Raw genomic sequence first — 17,876 nt, forward strand, 5'->3', positions numbered from 1 at the left:
ATAGTCTCCCAAACAACATTTTTATGTACCTTTGAAATATGAATTTAAAAGATAAAAATAAATACAAATCAGACTTTAAAACAGAGCTTGACCATTTTGCTACCAAGCTTGAAGAATATGTTTCTACAAATAATGGTGATTGGACAATCAAAGGATTTATTGATGTTTACAAGAATATTTACACCATTTCATCTGATACAAAGATTATTTCCAAAATTCTTGAAATACATATTTTTCCTCAAATATTAGCTTTCGCAGAAAGCATCAATTACAAAATCATTCTTGCTGAAAAACAAAATTGGTATCCAGATTTAACTTTTGTACATCAAGAAAACGATGAAGTTAAATTTGCTGTTGACCTCAAAACAACTTTCAGACGTAATGGTAAAACCACTGGGTTTACATTGGGAAGTCATGGAGGATATTTTAAGGAAAGGGACAAGGATAAAAACATACAATTTCCTTATAATCAATACATAGGGCATTATTGTTTGGGAGTTATTTATACCAGAACAGATATTACTGATGAGTTATCGGACACTGAAATTTTTCAAGTAGAAGATTTAAAAGATGAATTTGAAGTAACAAATCAAAAAGTAGGGAATCGGAAAGTAACAAATGTGAATAAGCTTAGTTCTATCACTTCTGTTATCAAAGATTTTGATTTTTTTGCTGCTGAAAAATGGAAAATTGCCAGTGATAAACAAGGCTCAGGAAACACGGCTAATATTGGTTCTGTATTTGACATTGAAGACCTGAAAAATGAGAATGGAGTTTTTAGTCAGTTAGGAGAAAATTGGTTTGATGAATATTGGATTAATCATGGCATAGCTACCATGTTGAAAGATGGAAAACTGCATAAGATTACTTCTCTGAAAGATTTCTTAACATTTAAAGGACGTACAGACCTTCATGAGAAAATTGTTTCTAAAACCTTTAATAAAAAATAAGATGAAAGTATTTATTCCACCGATAAAAAGTCAAGGTATCAAAACTAAGTTAGTGCCTTGGATTATGGAACTTGCTCCAAAAGTAAGTGGCAGATGGATTGAGCCTTTCTTAGGCACTGGTGTGGTTGCCTTCAATGCGGGCTACAAAAAGGCGATTCTTAACGATACTAACCCTCATATCATCAATTTTTATAAAGGTGTTCAACAAAAGGCAATTACAGCTCCTTTGATGAAGCAATATCTTGAACATGAAGGCGAAATTTTAAGTAAAGCCGACAACAATGGTTACGAACATTATTTGAAGGTAAGAAGTAGATTCAATAGTGGAGAATTTTCTCCTTATGATTTTATTTTTCTCTCTCGTGCAGGTTTTAATGGAATGATGCGATTTGGAGGTAAAGGCAATTGGAACATTCCTTTTTGTAAAAAACCAGATAGGTTTGCTCAGGCATATATCACTAAAATAACAAACCAACTTTCGATGGTATCGCAAATCATCCAACCTGAACCTGATTGGAGTTTTCATAATCAATCATTTGAAAGTATTATTCCTTTAGCTACCGAAAATGATATTATTTACTGCGACCCTCCTTATTACGGCAGACACGTAGATTATTATAATGGTTGGAAAGAAAAAGACGAGGAACTTTTGTTTCATCTTCTTAGTGAAACGAAGGCTAAGTTTATACTTTCTACGTGGCATCATAACGATTGGCGAGAAAACGAAATGATAAAAAAGTATTGGGATAAATTCAATATCGTTACCAAAGACCATTTTTATCATAATGGCGGAAATATAGAAAATAGAAGAACAATTGTAGAAGCTTTAGTATGCAATTTTGAAACAGAAAATTTTATTCAGCATAACCATGGTTTAAAAGAAAAAACAAAACCTGAGCAATTAGTAATTGAATGGGCTTAATATAATTTTGTTATCAACAAAGCCGTAGTCACGATAAATTTCGTCTCTACGGCTTTGTTATTTTCAAACGATAAATTCATGTTTAATCCTTTCAGTATTGGGAGAGGAATTATTTTTAATTTTTACAAAACATTTTCCCTCCCACCCCATCATTTTCTAAAATCAATTCATTAATTTTAAAGTATAAGCCTACGACAAGTAGCTATTTTACAATACTTTACCTACCACTCAATACGTTCAACTACTTATTCATCACTTCATTTATTGGGTGTATAAGTACAATTTCTATAGGTTGTATTTTTTAACTTAAACAATATATATCATGAACACCTCACAAGATTCTGGCAATGCTACGAACATTGCAAATTTTAGAAACCTGATTAATTTTTGCATTGGCTTTGGTGCTGGCTACAATCCTACAAAAGATGCCTTGAAAATCCCCAATCTGCAAAGCCAACTCACTACCGCAAACACTTTATTACAACAAAGTATCACGAACGAAACGGTGTATATTCAAGCCACTGATACTCGTCGGGATTTGTTTGCTCCGCTCAAGCCTTTGGCTACCAAAATTCTCAATGCTTTTTCTGTTTCGGGTGTGCCAGATAGTGCCGTGGCGGAGGTTAAAACCATTAATCGAAAAATTCAAGGGAAAAGGGCTTCGTCTGGCGAGAAGAGTACAAGTACTGCCGTTGAAGGAGAAACGCCTCAGCCTAAAACCATTTCTAGCTCGCAACAGAGTTATGAGTATATGGTAGAGCATTTTTATACTTTGATAGAATTGATTCGCTCGCATTCGGTGTATAATCCTAATGAAGATGCCTTGAAAGTAAGTACATTGCAAGCTTATTTAACGGATTTACAAAATGCCAACAGCAATGTGATGGTCGCTAACACGGCTTGGACGATTAGCCGTGCAGCTAGAAATAAGTGCTTATATTCTCCAGAAACTGGCTTGATTGATACGGCTTTGGACGTGAAAAATTATATCAAAGCGGTTTTCGGTACGAGTAGCATGGAGTATGGGATGGTGAAGGGACTTAATTTCAAGAATTTAAAGTAGAATATTTTATAAAAGAAGATAACTTCCCCTCTTTATCAATAGGGCTGGACTTAAGTCCAGCCCTATTGATAGGAAATCAAATTTAACCACTCTGCTTCTAAGAAATAGAAGAGTATTGGGGGGGAGATTTTAAAGAATATGACCACCTTCTCGGAGAATATAGGCAACCACTCGAAGAATATGACCACCCTCTCGGAGAATATAGGCAACCACTCGAAGAATATGACCACCCTCTCGGAGAATATAGGCAATCACTCAAAGAATATAACCACCATCTCGGAGAATATAAGCAATCACTCGAAGAATATGACCACCTTCTCGGAGAATATAGGCAACCTCTCGAAGAATATAACCACCATCTCGGAGAATATAGGCAATCACTCGAAGAATATGACCACCTTCTCGGAGAATATAGGCATCCGTAATCAGTTTTTAGTAGTCATTGAAAATGAAAGTATAGTGAAATATTCTTTAGTACGAAACCTCACCCCCGACCCCTCTCCTGCTGAGAGGGGAGATTTTGAAGCAAAAAAGCCCCCTCTCTGACGGAGAGGGGGTTGGGGGTGAGGTCTTTAGTAGTTTAATATTTTGTAGTAAATAAATCGACAGCCTGTCATTAATCACTACTACGCATACAAAATCCCCTTATCCACTTTCGCAGGCAAAGGACCTTTAGTTACTAATTTTAAGGCTGCTAAGTTGGCACCTGCATTGGCACAGGTTTCTGGCGAAGCACCTTCTGTATATGCCGTTAGAAATCCTGCCCAATAAGCATCCCCTGCTCCAGTAGCATCAATTACTTCAAGGGGTTTTACGCCCAAGGTGATTTGTTTTGCTCCCTTTTCGGTAGAAATGATAGAACCATCTCCGCCTTTGGTCAAGCAAATTAAGTCTGCACCCATCGCATGAAAATCTTGTAAGATTTGTGCTTCGGAAACTTTATGTCCATAAATTCTTTCGGCATCGTCTTCACTCAATTTTACCAAAGCGTCGTGTGAACAATACGCTGAAATGGTTTCCCAAGCCTGTTTTCTGTCGGGCCAAATCTGAATAGCGTAGTTAGCGTCTAAACTTACACGGCAATTCAAGGCATTAGCACGTTTGGCGGCATCAACGATGGTACTTTGGGCTGGGTCTTGGCTTAAAGCAAAACAAGTAGTATGAAAAATAGCGGATTCCGCCAATAAACTATCAGGAATATGCTGTGGTTGAAGCATACGGTCAGCGGTGCGATAAGCAATAAAATCGGGCGTGCCTTTGGTACGTGAAACCACTACAATACTGGTCGGTTGAAAATCATCTACGGCTACATGACTAACATCTATACCTGTTTTGGCTACTTCTCTTTTCAGATAAATACCAATATTATCATTGCCAATGCAAGAAACTAAGGCGGTATTCATGCCCAAACGAGCCATATTAGCAGCCATATTGGCGGGACTTCCTCCTTGAAAACGTTCAAAAGTGGAGGTTTCAAGAATACTTTCTTGTATTTCAGTTCCAATAAAGTCAGCCAAAAGTTCGCCAACCGAAAGTAGTGCGTATTTTTTCATGTTTATAAAAATGGATTGTTCTTGGGAAGTAAAACGTTTGAAAGCGATTAACAATCACGTATTTACAACACATTGTTTTTGCAAATTAATGATAATTCTGTAAAAAATTGTTAGCAATAGTTATAAAACCTTTGCGATGGTATTGAAGGAGAAAACTGATTTTCTTTCTACAGACTTTCTTTAAAAATATTTACATCCGCTATTTAAAATTACCTCACAAATAAATCAAGGTATTCCAGAAAACTTGCATCTTTGGTGATTCAAAATACTCAAAAAGAAAAACCTAAAAACGAAAGAACAATGTCTAACATTAAATTAATCATCGAAGAAAGACCAAGTAATATTGGGAATTTCATGGTGGGACGATTATTACCTTTTAGAGAGAAAAGAATGGTTGGTCCATTTTGTTTTATAGACCACATGGGGCCAGCAAAATTAAGTGACCATGAGAATTTAGACGTTGGTCCACACCCTCATATCGGGCTTTCTACGCTGACTTATCTTTTTGAAGGAAGTGTGATGCACAAAGACAGCCTAGGAACAGCCATAGAAATAAAACCCAATCAAGTAAACTGGATGACTGCTGGCAATGGCATCGTCCACTCAGAAAGAACACCCGAATATTTACGTCATTCTGATAAAAACTTGCATGGTTTACAGATTTGGGTTGCTTTGCCCAAAGAACTTGAAGAGATGTCACCAAGTTTTGCACACATTACAGAGGAAGAAATTCCTACTTGGGAAAACGATGGCGTTTCTTTTAAATTAATTGCTGGAGAAGCTTTTGGTAAAAAATCGGCAGTGCCAGTTTATAGTCCTTTATATTTTTTAGAGATAAAAACGACAAACGCTACGACAATCAATATTGGTGATGATTTGTTTGGAGAAAGTGCCTTGTATATTTTAGAAGGAAGTATTAGTAGCGAAGGACATAGCTATGAACCCAAGCATATTTTGATTGCTAATGATAGTAAATTATGCAGTTTTGACATGGCTGAAAATACTACTGTGTATATTTTTGGAGGCGAACCTTTTCCTGAAGAAAGATATATCTATTGGAATTTTGTTGCCTCAACCAAAGAATTAATTGAAGATGCCAAGACTAGATGGATTGAACAAAGCTTCCCTAAAGTTCCGGGCGAAACTACCTTCGTTCCTCTTCCACAAGCTCATCCTTTAAAAAATAAATAAATGGAAAAAGTACACGCACAAATCGGCAAAGAACTTTACAAAACTACTATTCAAACTGCTACGAATACGCTGATTACAGACGAACCTGTTGAAGTAGGTGGAAAAGATTTAGGGTTTAATCCTAAAGAACTTTTAGCGGCTGCACTAGCGGCTTGCACTTCGGCAACCTTACGCATGTATGCCGACAGAAAAGCTTGGGATTTAGCAGAAGTAAAAGTTGAAGTAACTTTTGATAGAGATGCTACAGCCAATAAATCCTTCTTCAATAGAAAAATAGAATTGATTGGCAATTTAGATGAAGAACAAAAAGCGAGGTTACTCACCATCGCTAATAGTTGTCCTGTTCATAAAATATTAACGAATCCGATAGAAGTTAGCACCGAATTAACTTCATAGTTCAAAAAAAAATGATAATTCTAACTAAAATAGCATGGTATTCTGTGCTATTTTTCTATTTTTATAACATCATCCAATCCATTACCTTTATTAATAATATCAACAAATGAAAAAACAAATCCTTACACTAGCAGGACTCTGTCTGCTAAGTACCGCTTCTTTTGCACAAAAAACCCTTGTTCACTGTGGTACACTTATCGACGGCATTCAAAATGAAGCACAAAGTCAAGTAACCATCGTTGTTGAAGGCAAAAAGATTATTGCTGTTCAAAAAGGCTTTACTGCTCCGACAGGAACAGATAAAGTTATCAATCTAAAAAACCAAACTGTAATGCCCGGACTCACCGATATGCACGTACATTTGGAAGAAGAAACTAGCAAAGGTGGGGCGATAAAACGCTATCAACAAAATGATGCCGATATTGCATTCGATGCTGCAAAGTATGCAAAAACTACTTTAATGGCAGGTTTTACTACGGTAAGAGATTTGGGAGGTTCAGGCGTAAATCTTGCCTTAAGAAATGCCATCAATAGAGGTACTACGATTGGACCAAGAGTTTATACTGTGGGCAGAATTATTGCCACAACAGGCGGACATGGCGACCCTTCAAATGCTTTAGCGGATAAATTATCGCTAGAGCCAAGATATTTAACAGGCGTTGTAAATGGTGTAGATGAATGTCGTCAAGCGGTTCGTCAACGTTATAAAGAAGGTTCAGATTGTATTAAAATTACAGCTACAGGTGGCGTATTAAGTTTGGCAAAAAGTGGTAAAGCTCCACAGTTTACCGAAGAAGAAATCAGAGCAATTGTTGAAACAGCTAAAGATTACGGTTTCCATGTGGCAGCTCATGCACACGGAACTGAAGGTATGAAAAGAGCCGTAAAAGCTGGAGTAACAACCATTGAACATGGTACTTACATGGACGACGAAGTTATTGAATTGATGAAAAAAAATGGCACTTATTATGTTCCAACCATTATTGCAGGTAAAACTGTTGGCGATTCTGCTAAAATCCCAGGTTACTTTCATCCATTAGTTGCACCGAAAGCTTTGGAAATTGGACCATTAATTCAGGCTACTTTTGCTAAAGCTTACAAAGCAGGAGTTAAAATTGCTTTTGGAACAGATTCTGGCGTTTCTATTCATGGTTATAATGCTTATGAGTTTCAATACATGGTTGAAGCAGGAATGCCAGCGATGGAAGCGATTAAGGCTGCGACGATGACTCCAGCCATCATTTTAGGTACTCAAAAAGAAACGGGTTCTATTGAAATAGGTAAAATTGCAGACATTATTGCGACTGATGGCAATCCATTACAAGATATAAAAGTAATGCGAAAAGTATCGTTTGTGATGAAAGATGGAGTTGTTTACAAAAGCCTTTAAGCATAAATAAGGATTGAATAATTCACTAAAATGCTTAATTTAGACGCCAATTAAACAATACTATTATTTCAATTAATGAACATGAAAAATCTATTTGTTATCATTACTTTGTTGTTCGCTTCTTTATCAGCTACTGCTCAGAAGCCTAACACCTTGACAGCCAAAGAAAAAAAACAAGGCTGGAAACTCCTTTTTGACGGTAAAACATTAAATGGTTGGAGAAATTTCAATAAAAAAGACCTTGGTCCAGCTTGGAAAATCTCTGATGATGCTATTATGCTAGACAACAGTCAAATGGACGGTTGGAATACTAAAGGTGGTGGAGAGTTAACTACTGATGGAATTTACGAAAACTTTATCTTAGCTTGCGACTGGAAAATTTCTGAAGGTGGTAACTCTGGAATTATCTTCAATGCACAAGAAGACGATGCTGTAAAACATCCATATTCTTGGTTTACTGGCCCAGAATTTCAAGTGTTAGATAACGATGGTCATGCAGATGGTAAAATCGACAAGCACAGAGCTGGTAATTTATACGATTTAATCAAATATGAACCAGAAAACGTAAAACCAGTTGGTGAATGGAATAAAGTAATGATTGAGCAAAAGAACGGTCATGTAAAATTATTCGTAAACGGCAGAATGGTCATTGAATACACAATTGGTAGCGAAGAGTATAAAAAATTAGTAGCTGCCAGTAAATTCAAAGGCATGGAAAACTGGGGTACTTTCACAAAAGGACATATCGTATTCCAAGATCATGGTAATAAAGTTTGGTTTAGAAACATCAAAATCAAAGAAATATAGGTCAAATTTCAGGGAGAAAAAAAGCAAAAAACTGTAAGTACATGAAAGCATGTCACTTACAGTTTTTTGCTTTATAACACTTTTATTTTCTGTATATTGCACCATTATTCATACAAAGACATCCACGTTTTCTAAATTATTATATAATGTTAAAATCAATGACAGGTTTTGGCAAATCGGTGATAGAAGCAAAATCTTTAACCGTTACTGCTGAAGTAAAAACGCTGAATTCTAAGTTTACAGATATTTATTGCAGAATCCCTAAAAGTCTGTCTTTCAGAGAAATAGAAGTAAGAAACTTACTTACTCAATCCTTAGAACGTGGTAAAATTGAATTCAACCTTTCAATCAATTACACTGATGTTGCCAGTTCGGGAACAAGTATCAACCGTCCATTGGTTGAAGCTTACATGAAAGATTTGCAAGAATCTTCTAGCATTTATGGAATAGCTGATAATACAGAATTGTTCAAAATCGCCCTTACTTTACCAAATGCTTATAATACTGAAACGGTTTCGGAAGAACAAGCTGAAGAAGAATGGAAAACCATTTTGTCATCGGTCAATCAAGCCATTGCAGAATGTACAAAATTTCGTTTACGTGAAGGAGAAATCGTAAAAAATAAATTTATCGAATACATTGATAAAATCGGCGAACTCCTGAAAGAAGTAGAAGAGCAAGACAAATTGCGAATTCCCGCCGTTCGTGAACGTCTAAGAAAATCAGTTACTGATTTATTGGAAGCAGATGATTTTGATAAAAATCGATTCGAACAAGAATTAATTTATTATATCGAGAAGTACGACATTTCTGAAGAAAAAGTACGTTTAGGAACGCATTTGGTTTATTTCAAAGAAGTATTGAAAGAAGGAAATGGCAAAAAACTAAATTTCCTTTGCCAAGAAATTGGTCGTGAAATCAATACGATTGGTTCAAAAGCAAACGATGTTGTAATTCAAAGAATGGTTATTAATATGAAAGATGAATTAGAGAAAATTAAAGAACAAACTTCGAATGTTTTATAAAGGTTGTTAACTGTGTATCCGTTAATTGTTATCAGCATTTAGGCAATAATACTAATAACAATTAACGGGTAACTGATAACCGTTTTATCGCATACTCACCAAAGTAACCCCTGCTCCTCCTCTATCGGCATGTTCGTCTTGTGTTCCAGCTACTTGTTTATAACCTCTGAGATGCTGACGAATGAGATTTCTCAAAATTCCATCACCTTTTCCGTGAACAATTCTGAGTTCGTCATAACCAACCATAATCGCATCATTCATAAATTTATCGACTTCCACCAAAGCTTCTTCGCCACGTTTTCCACGCAAATCAAGATTGAATGAAAAATTCATCATTTTATCATTCATATCAACGCCAACAATTTTAGTACTTGGTGAAATTTTCTGTTTGTATTCTTTACGAGAAATTTTTTCTAAACGATTAATTTTTACCGTCGTTTTCAAATCACCAATGGCAATTTCAGCATCTTTTCCTCTTAAACTTAATACTTCACCCAAAGCTTCTTGACCTTTGATTCTTACCAAAGAACCAACCGAAATTTCGCCTAAAATCACTTCAATTTCTTCCCGTTCTTCTTTTTCTTTCTCCTCTTTTGGCGTTGGCTTTTTAGCACTTGTATTTACTTTATCAAGTACTAAACTTTGCTGGAAATCCACTAAATCTTGTCGGATTTCTTTGGTTGCCAGTTTTTCTGCTCCTTGCTCACGAATTTCCTTAATCGTTGCTTCGATTTTCTGGTTCGTGTTTTTGATTAATTCTTTCGCTTGGATTTTGGCAGTATTTAAAATCGTTTTCTTTTCAGTTTCTAAATACGATTTCAGCGAGTTGTATTGCTCTAATAATTGGTCAAGTTTACGTTGTTTCTGAGCATTTTCAACGTTTTTATCAGCAAATACCTTCTTTTCAATTTCTAATTCTTTAATCAATTTCTCGAAACTCACTTGCTGATTACCAATTTTTTGCTTCGATTTATCAATAATCGCTTTGGGCAAACCAATTTTATAAGCAATTTCTATCGCAAAAGAACTTCCTGGTTTTCCGATTTCTAATTCGTACAAAGGTTCAAGGTGTTCGGCATCATAACGCATCGCTCCGTTGACCAATCCTTTTGTTTTATCGGCAAAGGTTTTGAGGTTTGTATAATGCGTATTGATTGCTCCATAAGCTCCCGAACGATTCAAATCTTCCAGAATGCTTTCGGCAATCGCTCCTCCCAAAGTTGGTTCTGTACCTGTTCCAAATTCATCAATCAGAAACAAGGTTTTTCTATCTGAATTAATCAAAAAGTACTTCATGTTCGTCAGGTGAGACGAATAAGTACTTAAATCATTTTCCAAACTTTGCTCATCGCCAATGTCAATAAATACACTTCTGAAAATTCCAATCGTAGAATACTCCGACATTGGCACTAACAAACCACATTGATACATATATTGCACCAAGCCCAAAGTTTTTAAAGTAACTGACTTCCCTCCTGCATTTGGTCCAGAAATCAATAAAATTCTTTGTTCTGAATCCAATTTTATCGTCAGTGGCTGTACTTTTTTCCCTTGTTTTTTGAAAGAAAGAAACAATAATGGATGAACCGCATTTTTCCAATCTACAATTTGGCTGTTCAAACTCAAAGGAGCTACTCCGTTGATTTCAATCGCCAAACGAGCTTTGGCTCTGATAAAATCTATGATGCCGAGAAAGGTATAAGCTTTTCGCAAAACGGGAACGTGAGGGCGTACTCTCGTCGTAAGCTCCATCAAAATCCTGATAATTTCTCGTCTTTCAGCTGATTCTAATTCACGGATTTCGTTATTGGCTTCCAGTACTTCCGTCGGTTCCATAAATACTGTTTTTCCAGTATCTGATTCATCGTGAACGAAACCTTTAATTTTACGTTTGTGTTCAGCGGCGATAGGAATTACCATTCTTCCGCTACGTAAAGTCAAAGAAAAATCATCTGAAATCCAGCCATTTGAACGTGCATTTTTCAGAATACTTTCTAATTTTTTACGTAAATCAATTTCCTGACTTTGAATTCTACGACGAATACTTTGTAATTCAGGACTGGCATTATCTTTCAGCTTGCCACGGTCGTCGATTACTTTATCTAAAGAATCCAAGATTTGACGAAGGTTCAAATCAGCAGAAAAAGCCGTTACGACTAATTCTCTCAATTGCGGATAGGCTTCTGGTTCTTTATTATCGAAAAAACGCAAACATTCTTGAATAGTTCTTAACGAAAGTTTGAGGTCGAAAAACTCTTCTTCTGTCAAAAAAGCCCCTTCGATTGCTGCTTTTGAAAGTTGAAGATTTACATCAAGATAATTCTGTGAAGGAAAAGCTTGAGGCTCAAAAGCCAAAATATCTTTCATTTCAGCTACTTGCCGAATCATTTTTTGGATTAAATCGTAATTATCAGCAAAACGAATTTTGTTGACAAAGGCTCTTCCCAGCGAACTCACACACAATTCGTTCAAGTGTTCTCTGATGCGGTCGAAGCCTAATTTTTGTTCTATATTTTGTGGGTATAACATGCTCTTTTAAAATAATTGCTTTTAATGAAACCATCAAACATTACACAAAGTTCTGAGGTTTAAATACTAAAGAAACCCCGTGAAGTAAAAATTACTTACGGGGTTTCTGAAATTTTGATTTCGATATTGTGCTATTCAGCAGGAAAAGTAAATGTTCCGTCTGGATTTGGAAGTAAATCTTCCACTTTTGTAATGGCACTTTTATTCAGTTTCCCGTATAAATGCGGAAAAGTTCCACCATGAGGAACGTCTTCAAAACGAGTTTCGGCTCTCAAAGCATCAATGTCAAGATGCAATAACAACAAGTGCGGTTTGCCCACAAAATAATTATTGAGCGTTCCTTGTACTTGCTCGAAAGTAGAAAGATGTATAAATTTTTCTACTAAAAACGTTTCTGATTCAAAATCATCTAAATCCGAAAACTTAGCCCACCATTCTGGGCTTACAATATGATAAAGTCTTGGTTTCATAGCCTAAATTTACTACATTGTTCTGAGCTAATTGGTAAAAAATAAAATTTATGTACGACATCATCATCGTTGGCGGCGGTTTAGCTGGACTCGTCAATAGTATTTTACTTTCAAAAGCAGGTAAAAAAGTTTTACTGATTGAAAGAAAAAGCTACCCTTTTCATCGTGTTTGTGGCGAATACATTTCCAACGAAACCCGACCATTCTTAGCATCGCTTGGAGTCGATTTTAGTTTGCTAAATTATAAAGAAATTTCACGGTTTCAATTTACTTCTCCTTCGGGAAAAGTTCTTGAAACCAATCTTGATTTAGGCGGTTTTGGTATTAGTCGCTATACTTTTGATGAAGTATTGTATCAATTAGCAATCAAAAATGGCGTTGATTTTTTATTAGAAAAGAGTGTTGAAAATGTTGAATTTCAAGATAATCATTTTACCCTAAGTACCAATACTGAAAATTTTGAAGCTAAATACGTAATTGGTTCTTATGGAAAAAGAACGAAATTGGATGCCACTTTAAAGAGAGATTTTTTCGGAAAAAGAAGTCCTTACATTGGCGTAAAGTATCATATCAAAACCGATTTTCCGAAAGATTTAATTTCCCTTCATAATTTCAAAGATGGTTATTGTGGCATTTCCGCCATCGAAGGCGACAAGTATTGTCTTTGTTATTTAACAACCCGTGAAAACCTCCGCCAACATGGGACAATTGCCGAAATGGAGAAAAATATTCTCTGGAAAAATCCTCATCTCAAAAAAATATTTACAGAATCTGAATTTCTTTACGACAAGCCAGAAGTAATTAATGAAATTTCATTCGCTCCTAAAACGACTATCGAAAATCATATTTTGATGGTTGGCGACGCTGCTGGTTTGATTACGCCTTTGTGTGGCAACGGCATGGCAATGGCGATTCATGGAGCAAAAATTTTATCAGAACATCTTTTACAATACTTTGATGACCGAAAGCAATTAGAAGAAAACTATCAAAAAGCTTGGCAAAAAACCTTTGCTCAAAGACTTTGGGTGGGAAGAACGGTTCAAAAACTATTTGGTAACGAAGTACTTTCTGAAATCGCTTTACTGAGTTTAAAAAACTTCAAACCTGCTTTGGGAATGATTATTAGGGCAACGCATGGGGAAGTGATTTGATTTTGGATGTTGGATTGTGGATGTCAGATTTCAGTCGTCGGCTATCAGACTTTGGATTTATTTTGTTGTGCTTCGCTGAGAGAATTTATTCTCCACAAATCAAAATGCTGAATTCTGATGACTGAAAGTCGAAATCCGACGACCGAAATCTGACATCCAAAATCACAAAGGCAGTACCGTCGTATTCTTCACCTCCGACATCACGAAGGAACTACTGATATGGGCAACACTTTGTAAAGCGGATAGCTTTTTCTGATAAAATTCGTTGTAAGCTTCCATATCTTTGGCGATGATTTTTACCAAATAATCATAGCTTCCAGAAACTACACTGCATTCTATTACTTCAGGAAATTGCTTGATGGCTTCCTCAAATTCTTCAAAATGATTTTTTTGCTGTTTATCCAAGGTAATGCTACAATAAACCACGAGTGGATTTCCAAGTTTTTTCTTGTTCAAAATCGTCACATACTTCTCAATGATTTCCTCTTGTTCCAACCTTTTGATGCGGTCGTGGGTGGGTGTCATCGATAAATTAATCTGCTTTGAGATTTCTTTTATCGTAAGTTGGGCATTCTCTTGTAACAATTGAAGAATCCGCAAATCTGTCGCATCTAAAGTCATAAAGAAAAATTTACTTTACAGAAAGGTAATATTTACTTAATACAGGATTTTTTTCGTGAAAAAACCTAAATCTAACTACTAATTCCTTATTTATTCAACAAATGTAAAACTATTTCCTGTATTCTTAACTTTGTACATACTTCATTTACAAACATCTCTGCAATTCTGTTATTGGGCATGATTGGTTTAGCCAATAACAGAAAAGCAGAAATTAACCCCACAATCCCATGATTATCGGTGTACCAAAAGAAATTAAGAACAATGAGAACCGTGTTGCATTAACTCCTGCGGGCGTTGCAGAATTCAAAAAGAACGGTCATACAGTTTATATTCAAACACAAGCAGGTTTAGGAAGCGGTTTTTCGGATGAAGAATATGTAAAAGCTGGCGCAAGTATTTTACCAACCATCGAAGAAGTATATGCCATTGCTGAAATGATTTGCAAAGTAAAAGAGCCGATTGCTTCTGAATATAATTTAATCAAAGAAAATCAGTTACTTTTTACTTACTTCCACTTTGCTTCTTCTGAGCCATTAACACATGCCATGATTGAACGCAAAGCGATTTGTTTGGCTTACGAAACTGTTGAAAAAACAGACCGCTCTTTGCCATTATTAGTACCAATGTCGGAAGTAGCGGGTAGAATGGCGATTCAAGAAGGAGCAAAATATTTAGAGAAACCTATGGGTGGAAGAGGTATTTTGTTAGGTGGTGTAGCAGGTGTAAAACCAGCCAACGTATTGGTTTTAGGTGGTGGAATCGTAGGAACGCAAGCGGCAAAAATGGCAGCAGGTCTAGGAGCAAACGTAACGATTATGGATATTAGCTTGCCACGGTTACGTTATTTGGAAGATGTAATGCCTGCCAATGTTGACACTGTAATGTCGAATGAATACAATGTTCGTGAAGCGATTAAAGTTTCTGATTTAATTATCGGGGCTGTATTAATTCCTGGAGCAAAAGCACCACATTTAATTACTCGTGAAATGTTAAAAGAAATGCGTCAAGGAACAGTTTTAGTTGACGTTGCCGTTGACCAAGGCGGTTGTATTGAAACTTGTCAGCCGACAACGCATGAAAATCCTACTTTTGTGATTGATGGTGTAGTACATTATTGTGTAGCTAATATGCCGGGTGCTGTGCCTTATACTTCTACTTTGGCTTTAACAAACGCTACTTTGCCTTATGCACTTCTGTTAGCAAATAAAGGTTGGAAAAAAGCTTGTGCTGATAACGAAGAGTTGAAAAAAGGCTTGAATGTTGTAGCTGGAAAAATTGTTTACAAAGGCGTTTCAGATGCTTGGGGCTTAGAGCTTTCAAGTCTTGAGAGTGTATTGTAGTTTTTAGCTATGAGCCTTAAACCATCAGCATACTTGCTTTCGGAATAAGATTGAAAAAAGTAAAAAAACCTTTAGTTTATGAAACTAAAGGTTTTTTTATGTTAATTGACTAAAAATCAATTACTGATTTCTTTATAAAAGAATCGTCGTTTTAGTGAAAATCCAGAACTCGTCATTCACAATTCGTAAGTTTAATACGTCACCGTCGTTAATTTACTTGAAACGGTGAACGTTCCTTTCTGAGTACCTCCGCTATAAGTTCCGCCAGTGTAATAACCTCCAGTATTTGTTCCATTTGCATACGAACCTCCTGTTAGTACTTTGTAAGTAGCATTTGTTACTAAACTTGGCGATGAAAATATAAAATAAGAAGCAGAACGACTTGATGTATAAGTCACCAAATTATTCCCAGAAGCATCTTGAACAGTAAACAAAGTACCAGCAGACTGTGCAGTATTTAATTTAACCAATACAGCATTTTGAGCAGAAGTAGTACTGGTTGCTTGAAGCATTCTACTATTAGCATTGGGTCCAGAAGCGATTAATAAGCCCCCTGAAATATTGAATGTTCCATTATAGTCTATCGCTACTTCTGGCTGAGATGGTGGTCCTTGCACCACAACTGTTCCTCCAGTCATTACAATACTTCCGTTACTATCTAGCGGGTCTCCACCAGTTGAACTTACTGTTACTAATCCACCAGTAAACGACATTAAACTTCCATCATTTGATTCTCCTCCACTTCCATTCGTTGTATTAATACAATCGTCTGATGAAACTACGTTTACCGTTCCGTTATTGACTGTTACTTTGGGAGCTTCAATGCCTTCTGTAGATTTTGTAATAGAAATATTTCCTTTATTAATTGTTATCGAAGCATCTGATTTTATGCCATCATCTGCTGCCGAAATCGTTATATTTCCATCGTTTATCACTAAAGCTCCATCACTTTTAATCCCTTTAGCTTCGCTATCTTGTGAACTATAAGTAAAAGCTGTTCCACTTGTGATAATATTGATAGTTCCACCATTGATAGTTGAAGTACCATCTACCGTAATACCTTTTCCTGCAATTCCTGTACTATTAATTGTTACTGTTCCTTGTTCCATTACAAAATTTGCATCACAATTAATACCTGCTGCCGAAGCAATATCTGCATCTGAAGTATCATAAAAAGCATTTCCAGAAGTTGTAATATTAGCGTTGGCATTCGTAATGGTTAAATTTCCCGTCGTTTTGAAACCTTTTGATGCTCTCCCAGATACTTTTAAAGTAATTGCTCCACTACTATTGACGGTTGTGTAACTTTCACTTTTAATGGCATTTCCTTTATCTCCTGTTGTTGTTACATTAATTGTTCCTCCAGTAATTGACACATAAGGAGTAATGGCTGTATCCGTCCCATCATAAGATGCCGTAATTCCATCGTCAACATTATTTACAGTAATATTACCTCCAGAAATAGCAACATATCCTTCTTCACAATCGATACCATCGCCCGCAGCAGTAATATTCAAAGTGCCACCACTCATTTTAAAATAATCATTGGCATGAATACCGTCTGATACCGTTTTGGTAATCGTAATTGTTCCATCTGTAATGGCGATATAATCGTCGCTACAAATTCCATGTTTGTAATTTGCCATCACAGTTAAAGCACCTGTTCCTGCAAAATTTAACTGTCCTTCACTAAAGAAAGCTCCTTTTTGATCTTCAGAACTGGTAGCATAAGTACTTCCATCAACCAAACGGTTATTAGTTCCAGTCAATAAATTCACAGAAACTTTCTTGCCAGATTGAATATTAATAGCTGGTCCGCTACTATTAACGATACTTGTACCGTTTAAAACAAGATTAAATTTATAATCACTGTAAATCTTAAAACTACCATTCGTAGTCGAACCCGACAAAACATAATTTACTTCGGTAGTTGTCGTCGTTGAAGTAACCACAACGTTTCCGTTGGTCACAACGACTTTTACACCCGAACTTTCTAAAGGATTGGTTACTGTAGCGGTAGTTCCTGAGTATTTTATTACTACGGCGTTGGCAAAAGTGGTGTCTTGGGTTTTTGTATCAAAGTCACCGTCCACAATCACTTCTTCACCAGTTTCAATTACTTCGTCTTCAGAAGCTGTTTTACAAGAAATTATTCCTGAAGTAAAAATAATGGTACTAATTAAAAAAAGAGCATAAAATAATTTTGATTTAGTCATGAGAAAGAAGGTTTTATATTGGTGTTTCAGTGAAAAGCTTTCAGAAAATCTATTCTTGGTTTTTCAAAATATCTGTACTTTAAAATGGTTAGGTTTGGTACATCAATCAATGAAAAAGCTGTGTCACTCAAAATCGTTTAAACATTATGACCGTCAAAAGAAAAAAAGCGTTGCAGGAAATATGAAATAATTTTTATTTAGATTAAATAACCAAAGGATATTTCTTTAAACATTTGGATTTATAATGTCATT

17 protein-coding genes are annotated in these 17,876 nt (G+C 35.9%); 12 read left to right on the forward strand and 5 right to left on the reverse strand.

The genetic code is table 11. The features are described 5' to 3' along the window. Positions 1 to 38: 38 nt before the first annotated feature. The 4 genes from VB776_RS14880 (at position 39) to VB776_RS14895 (ending at position 3,481) form a co-directional block, all read left to right on the forward strand. On the forward strand, positions 39 to 950 hold the full coding sequence (locus tag VB776_RS14880) for a type II restriction endonuclease (protein WP_323697519.1): 912 nt from the start codon (positions 39 to 41) through the stop codon (positions 948 to 950). A gap of 1 nt (position 951) precedes the next feature. Then, entirely contained in the window at positions 952 to 1,872 is a 921-nt protein-coding gene (locus tag VB776_RS14885; protein WP_323697520.1) for a DNA adenine methylase, read from the forward strand. Positions 1,873 to 2,194: 322 nt separating this feature from the next. After that, a complete protein-coding gene (locus VB776_RS14890; RefSeq protein ID WP_323697521.1) occupies positions 2,195 to 2,935 on the forward strand; it encodes a hypothetical protein in 741 nt (246 codons plus the stop codon). A gap of 138 nt (positions 2,936 to 3,073) precedes the next feature. After that, a complete protein-coding gene (locus tag VB776_RS14895; RefSeq protein WP_323697522.1) occupies positions 3,074 to 3,481 on the forward strand; it encodes a hypothetical protein in 408 nt (135 codons plus the stop codon). Between the two features lie 80 nt (positions 3,482 to 3,561). Here VB776_RS14895 and VB776_RS14900 read toward each other — a convergent pair whose 3' ends face one another. Then, a complete protein-coding gene (locus tag VB776_RS14900) occupies positions 3,562 to 4,488 on the reverse strand; it encodes a carbohydrate kinase family protein (RefSeq protein ID WP_323697523.1) in 927 nt (308 codons plus the stop codon). Positions 4,489 to 4,788: 300 nt separating this feature from the next. Here VB776_RS14900 and VB776_RS14905 point away from each other — a divergent pair, with 300 nt between their 5' ends. The 5 genes from VB776_RS14905 (at position 4,789) to VB776_RS14925 (ending at position 9,297) form a co-directional block, all read left to right on the forward strand. Further along, positions 4,789 to 5,679: a pirin family protein gene (locus VB776_RS14905; RefSeq protein ID WP_323697524.1), complete on the forward strand. Its 891-nt coding sequence runs from the start codon at positions 4,789 to 4,791 to the stop codon at positions 5,677 to 5,679. Continuing rightward, positions 5,680 to 6,075 (forward strand): OsmC family protein, encoded by a 396-nt coding sequence (locus VB776_RS14910; protein WP_323697525.1) that lies wholly within the window; start codon positions 5,680 to 5,682, stop codon positions 6,073 to 6,075. 106 nt (positions 6,076 to 6,181) lie between these two features. Continuing rightward, positions 6,182 to 7,465 carry a metal-dependent hydrolase family protein gene (locus VB776_RS14915; RefSeq protein ID WP_323697526.1) on the forward strand — a complete coding sequence of 428 codons (1,284 nt, stop codon included), beginning with the start codon at positions 6,182 to 6,184 and terminating at the stop codon, positions 7,463 to 7,465. A gap of 81 nt (positions 7,466 to 7,546) precedes the next feature. Then, the gene (locus VB776_RS14920; protein WP_323697527.1) at positions 7,547 to 8,272 is read left to right on the forward strand and encodes a 3-keto-disaccharide hydrolase; all 726 of its coding nucleotides are present in this window, start codon (positions 7,547 to 7,549) and stop codon (positions 8,270 to 8,272) included. A gap of 146 nt (positions 8,273 to 8,418) precedes the next feature. Next, positions 8,419 to 9,297, forward strand: a complete 879-nt coding sequence (locus tag VB776_RS14925) for a YicC/YloC family endoribonuclease (protein WP_323697528.1) — start codon at positions 8,419 to 8,421, stop codon at positions 9,295 to 9,297. An 84-nt stretch (positions 9,298 to 9,381) separates the two neighbouring features. On the opposite strand, the gene VB776_RS14930 is transcribed toward VB776_RS14925, so the two are convergent. Continuing rightward, positions 9,382 to 11,826 carry an endonuclease MutS2 gene (locus tag VB776_RS14930; RefSeq protein WP_323697529.1) on the reverse strand — a complete coding sequence of 815 codons (2,445 nt, stop codon included), beginning with the start codon at positions 11,824 to 11,826 and terminating at the stop codon, positions 9,382 to 9,384. Positions 11,827 to 11,957: 131 nt separating this feature from the next. Beyond that, positions 11,958 to 12,296, reverse strand: coding sequence for a DUF952 domain-containing protein (locus VB776_RS14935; RefSeq protein WP_323697530.1), 339 nt, complete (start codon positions 12,294 to 12,296; stop codon positions 11,958 to 11,960). A gap of 50 nt (positions 12,297 to 12,346) precedes the next feature. Between VB776_RS14935 and VB776_RS14940 the strand changes: the two genes are divergently transcribed. After that, positions 12,347 to 13,447 (forward strand): NAD(P)/FAD-dependent oxidoreductase, encoded by a 1,101-nt coding sequence (locus VB776_RS14940; RefSeq protein WP_323697531.1) that lies wholly within the window; start codon positions 12,347 to 12,349, stop codon positions 13,445 to 13,447. 162 nt (positions 13,448 to 13,609) lie between these two features. Here the strand turns inward: VB776_RS14940 and VB776_RS14945 are convergent, their stop codons facing one another. After that, positions 13,610 to 14,068, reverse strand: a complete 459-nt coding sequence (locus VB776_RS14945) for an Lrp/AsnC family transcriptional regulator (protein WP_323697532.1) — start codon at positions 14,066 to 14,068, stop codon at positions 13,610 to 13,612. 227 nt (positions 14,069 to 14,295) lie between these two features. On the opposite strand from VB776_RS14945, the gene ald reads away from it, so the two are divergent. Continuing rightward, a complete protein-coding gene (ald, locus tag VB776_RS14950) occupies positions 14,296 to 15,408 on the forward strand; it encodes an alanine dehydrogenase (protein ID WP_323697533.1) in 1,113 nt (370 codons plus the stop codon). Between the two features lie 191 nt (positions 15,409 to 15,599). Here the strand turns inward: ald and VB776_RS14955 are convergent, their stop codons facing one another. Beyond that, positions 15,600 to 17,624, reverse strand: a complete 2,025-nt coding sequence (locus VB776_RS14955; protein ID WP_323697534.1) for a carbohydrate-binding domain-containing protein — start codon at positions 17,622 to 17,624, stop codon at positions 15,600 to 15,602. Between VB776_RS14955 and VB776_RS14960 the strand changes: the two genes are divergently transcribed. Beyond that, a complete protein-coding gene (locus tag VB776_RS14960) occupies positions 17,623 to 17,814 on the forward strand; it encodes a hypothetical protein (protein WP_323697536.1) in 192 nt (63 codons plus the stop codon). The two genes, VB776_RS14955 and VB776_RS14960, sit on opposite strands and share 2 nt — an antisense overlap. The last annotated feature ends 62 nt before the right edge of the window (positions 17,815 to 17,876 follow it).

Origin of the sequence: Arcicella gelida, from assembly GCF_034931025.1 — a bacterium.
Taxonomy (GTDB): Bacteria; Bacteroidota; Bacteroidia; order Cytophagales; family Spirosomataceae; genus Arcicella; species Arcicella gelida.

Bases quoted from the DNA above. Each gene is read 5' to 3' on its own strand.
- VB776_RS14925 (WP_323697528.1), top strand. From the start codon at position 8,419: ATGTTAAAATCAATGACAGGTTTTGGCAAATCGGTGATAGAAGCAAAA.
- VB776_RS14930 (WP_323697529.1), bottom strand. From the start codon at position 11,826: ATGTTATACCCACAAAATATAGAACAAAAATTAGGCTTCGACCGCATC.
- VB776_RS14920 (WP_323697527.1), top strand. From the start codon at position 7,547: ATGAAAAATCTATTTGTTATCATTACTTTGTTGTTCGCTTCTTTATCA.
- VB776_RS14945 (WP_323697532.1), bottom strand. From the start codon at position 14,068: ATGACTTTAGATGCGACAGATTTGCGGATTCTTCAATTGTTACAAGAG.
- VB776_RS14935 (WP_323697530.1), bottom strand. From the start codon at position 12,296: ATGAAACCAAGACTTTATCATATTGTAAGCCCAGAATGGTGGGCTAAG.
- VB776_RS14885 (WP_323697520.1), top strand. From the start codon at position 952: ATGAAAGTATTTATTCCACCGATAAAAAGTCAAGGTATCAAAACTAAG.
- VB776_RS14955 (WP_323697534.1), bottom strand. From the start codon at position 17,624: ATGACTAAATCAAAATTATTTTATGCTCTTTTTTTAATTAGTACCATT.
- VB776_RS14960 (WP_323697536.1), top strand. From the start codon at position 17,623: ATGAGAAAGAAGGTTTTATATTGGTGTTTCAGTGAAAAGCTTTCAGAA.
- VB776_RS14905 (WP_323697524.1), top strand. From the start codon at position 4,789: ATGTCTAACATTAAATTAATCATCGAAGAAAGACCAAGTAATATTGGG.
- ald (WP_323697533.1), top strand. From the start codon at position 14,296: ATGATTATCGGTGTACCAAAAGAAATTAAGAACAATGAGAACCGTGTT.
- VB776_RS14915 (WP_323697526.1), top strand. From the start codon at position 6,182: ATGAAAAAACAAATCCTTACACTAGCAGGACTCTGTCTGCTAAGTACC.
- VB776_RS14895 (WP_323697522.1), top strand. From the start codon at position 3,074: ATGACCACCTTCTCGGAGAATATAGGCAACCACTCGAAGAATATGACC.
- VB776_RS14880 (WP_323697519.1), top strand. From the start codon at position 39: ATGAATTTAAAAGATAAAAATAAATACAAATCAGACTTTAAAACAGAG.
- VB776_RS14900 (WP_323697523.1), bottom strand. From the start codon at position 4,488: ATGAAAAAATACGCACTACTTTCGGTTGGCGAACTTTTGGCTGACTTT.
- VB776_RS14940 (WP_323697531.1), top strand. From the start codon at position 12,347: ATGTACGACATCATCATCGTTGGCGGCGGTTTAGCTGGACTCGTCAAT.
- VB776_RS14910 (WP_323697525.1), top strand. From the start codon at position 5,680: ATGGAAAAAGTACACGCACAAATCGGCAAAGAACTTTACAAAACTACT.
- VB776_RS14890 (WP_323697521.1), top strand. From the start codon at position 2,195: ATGAACACCTCACAAGATTCTGGCAATGCTACGAACATTGCAAATTTT.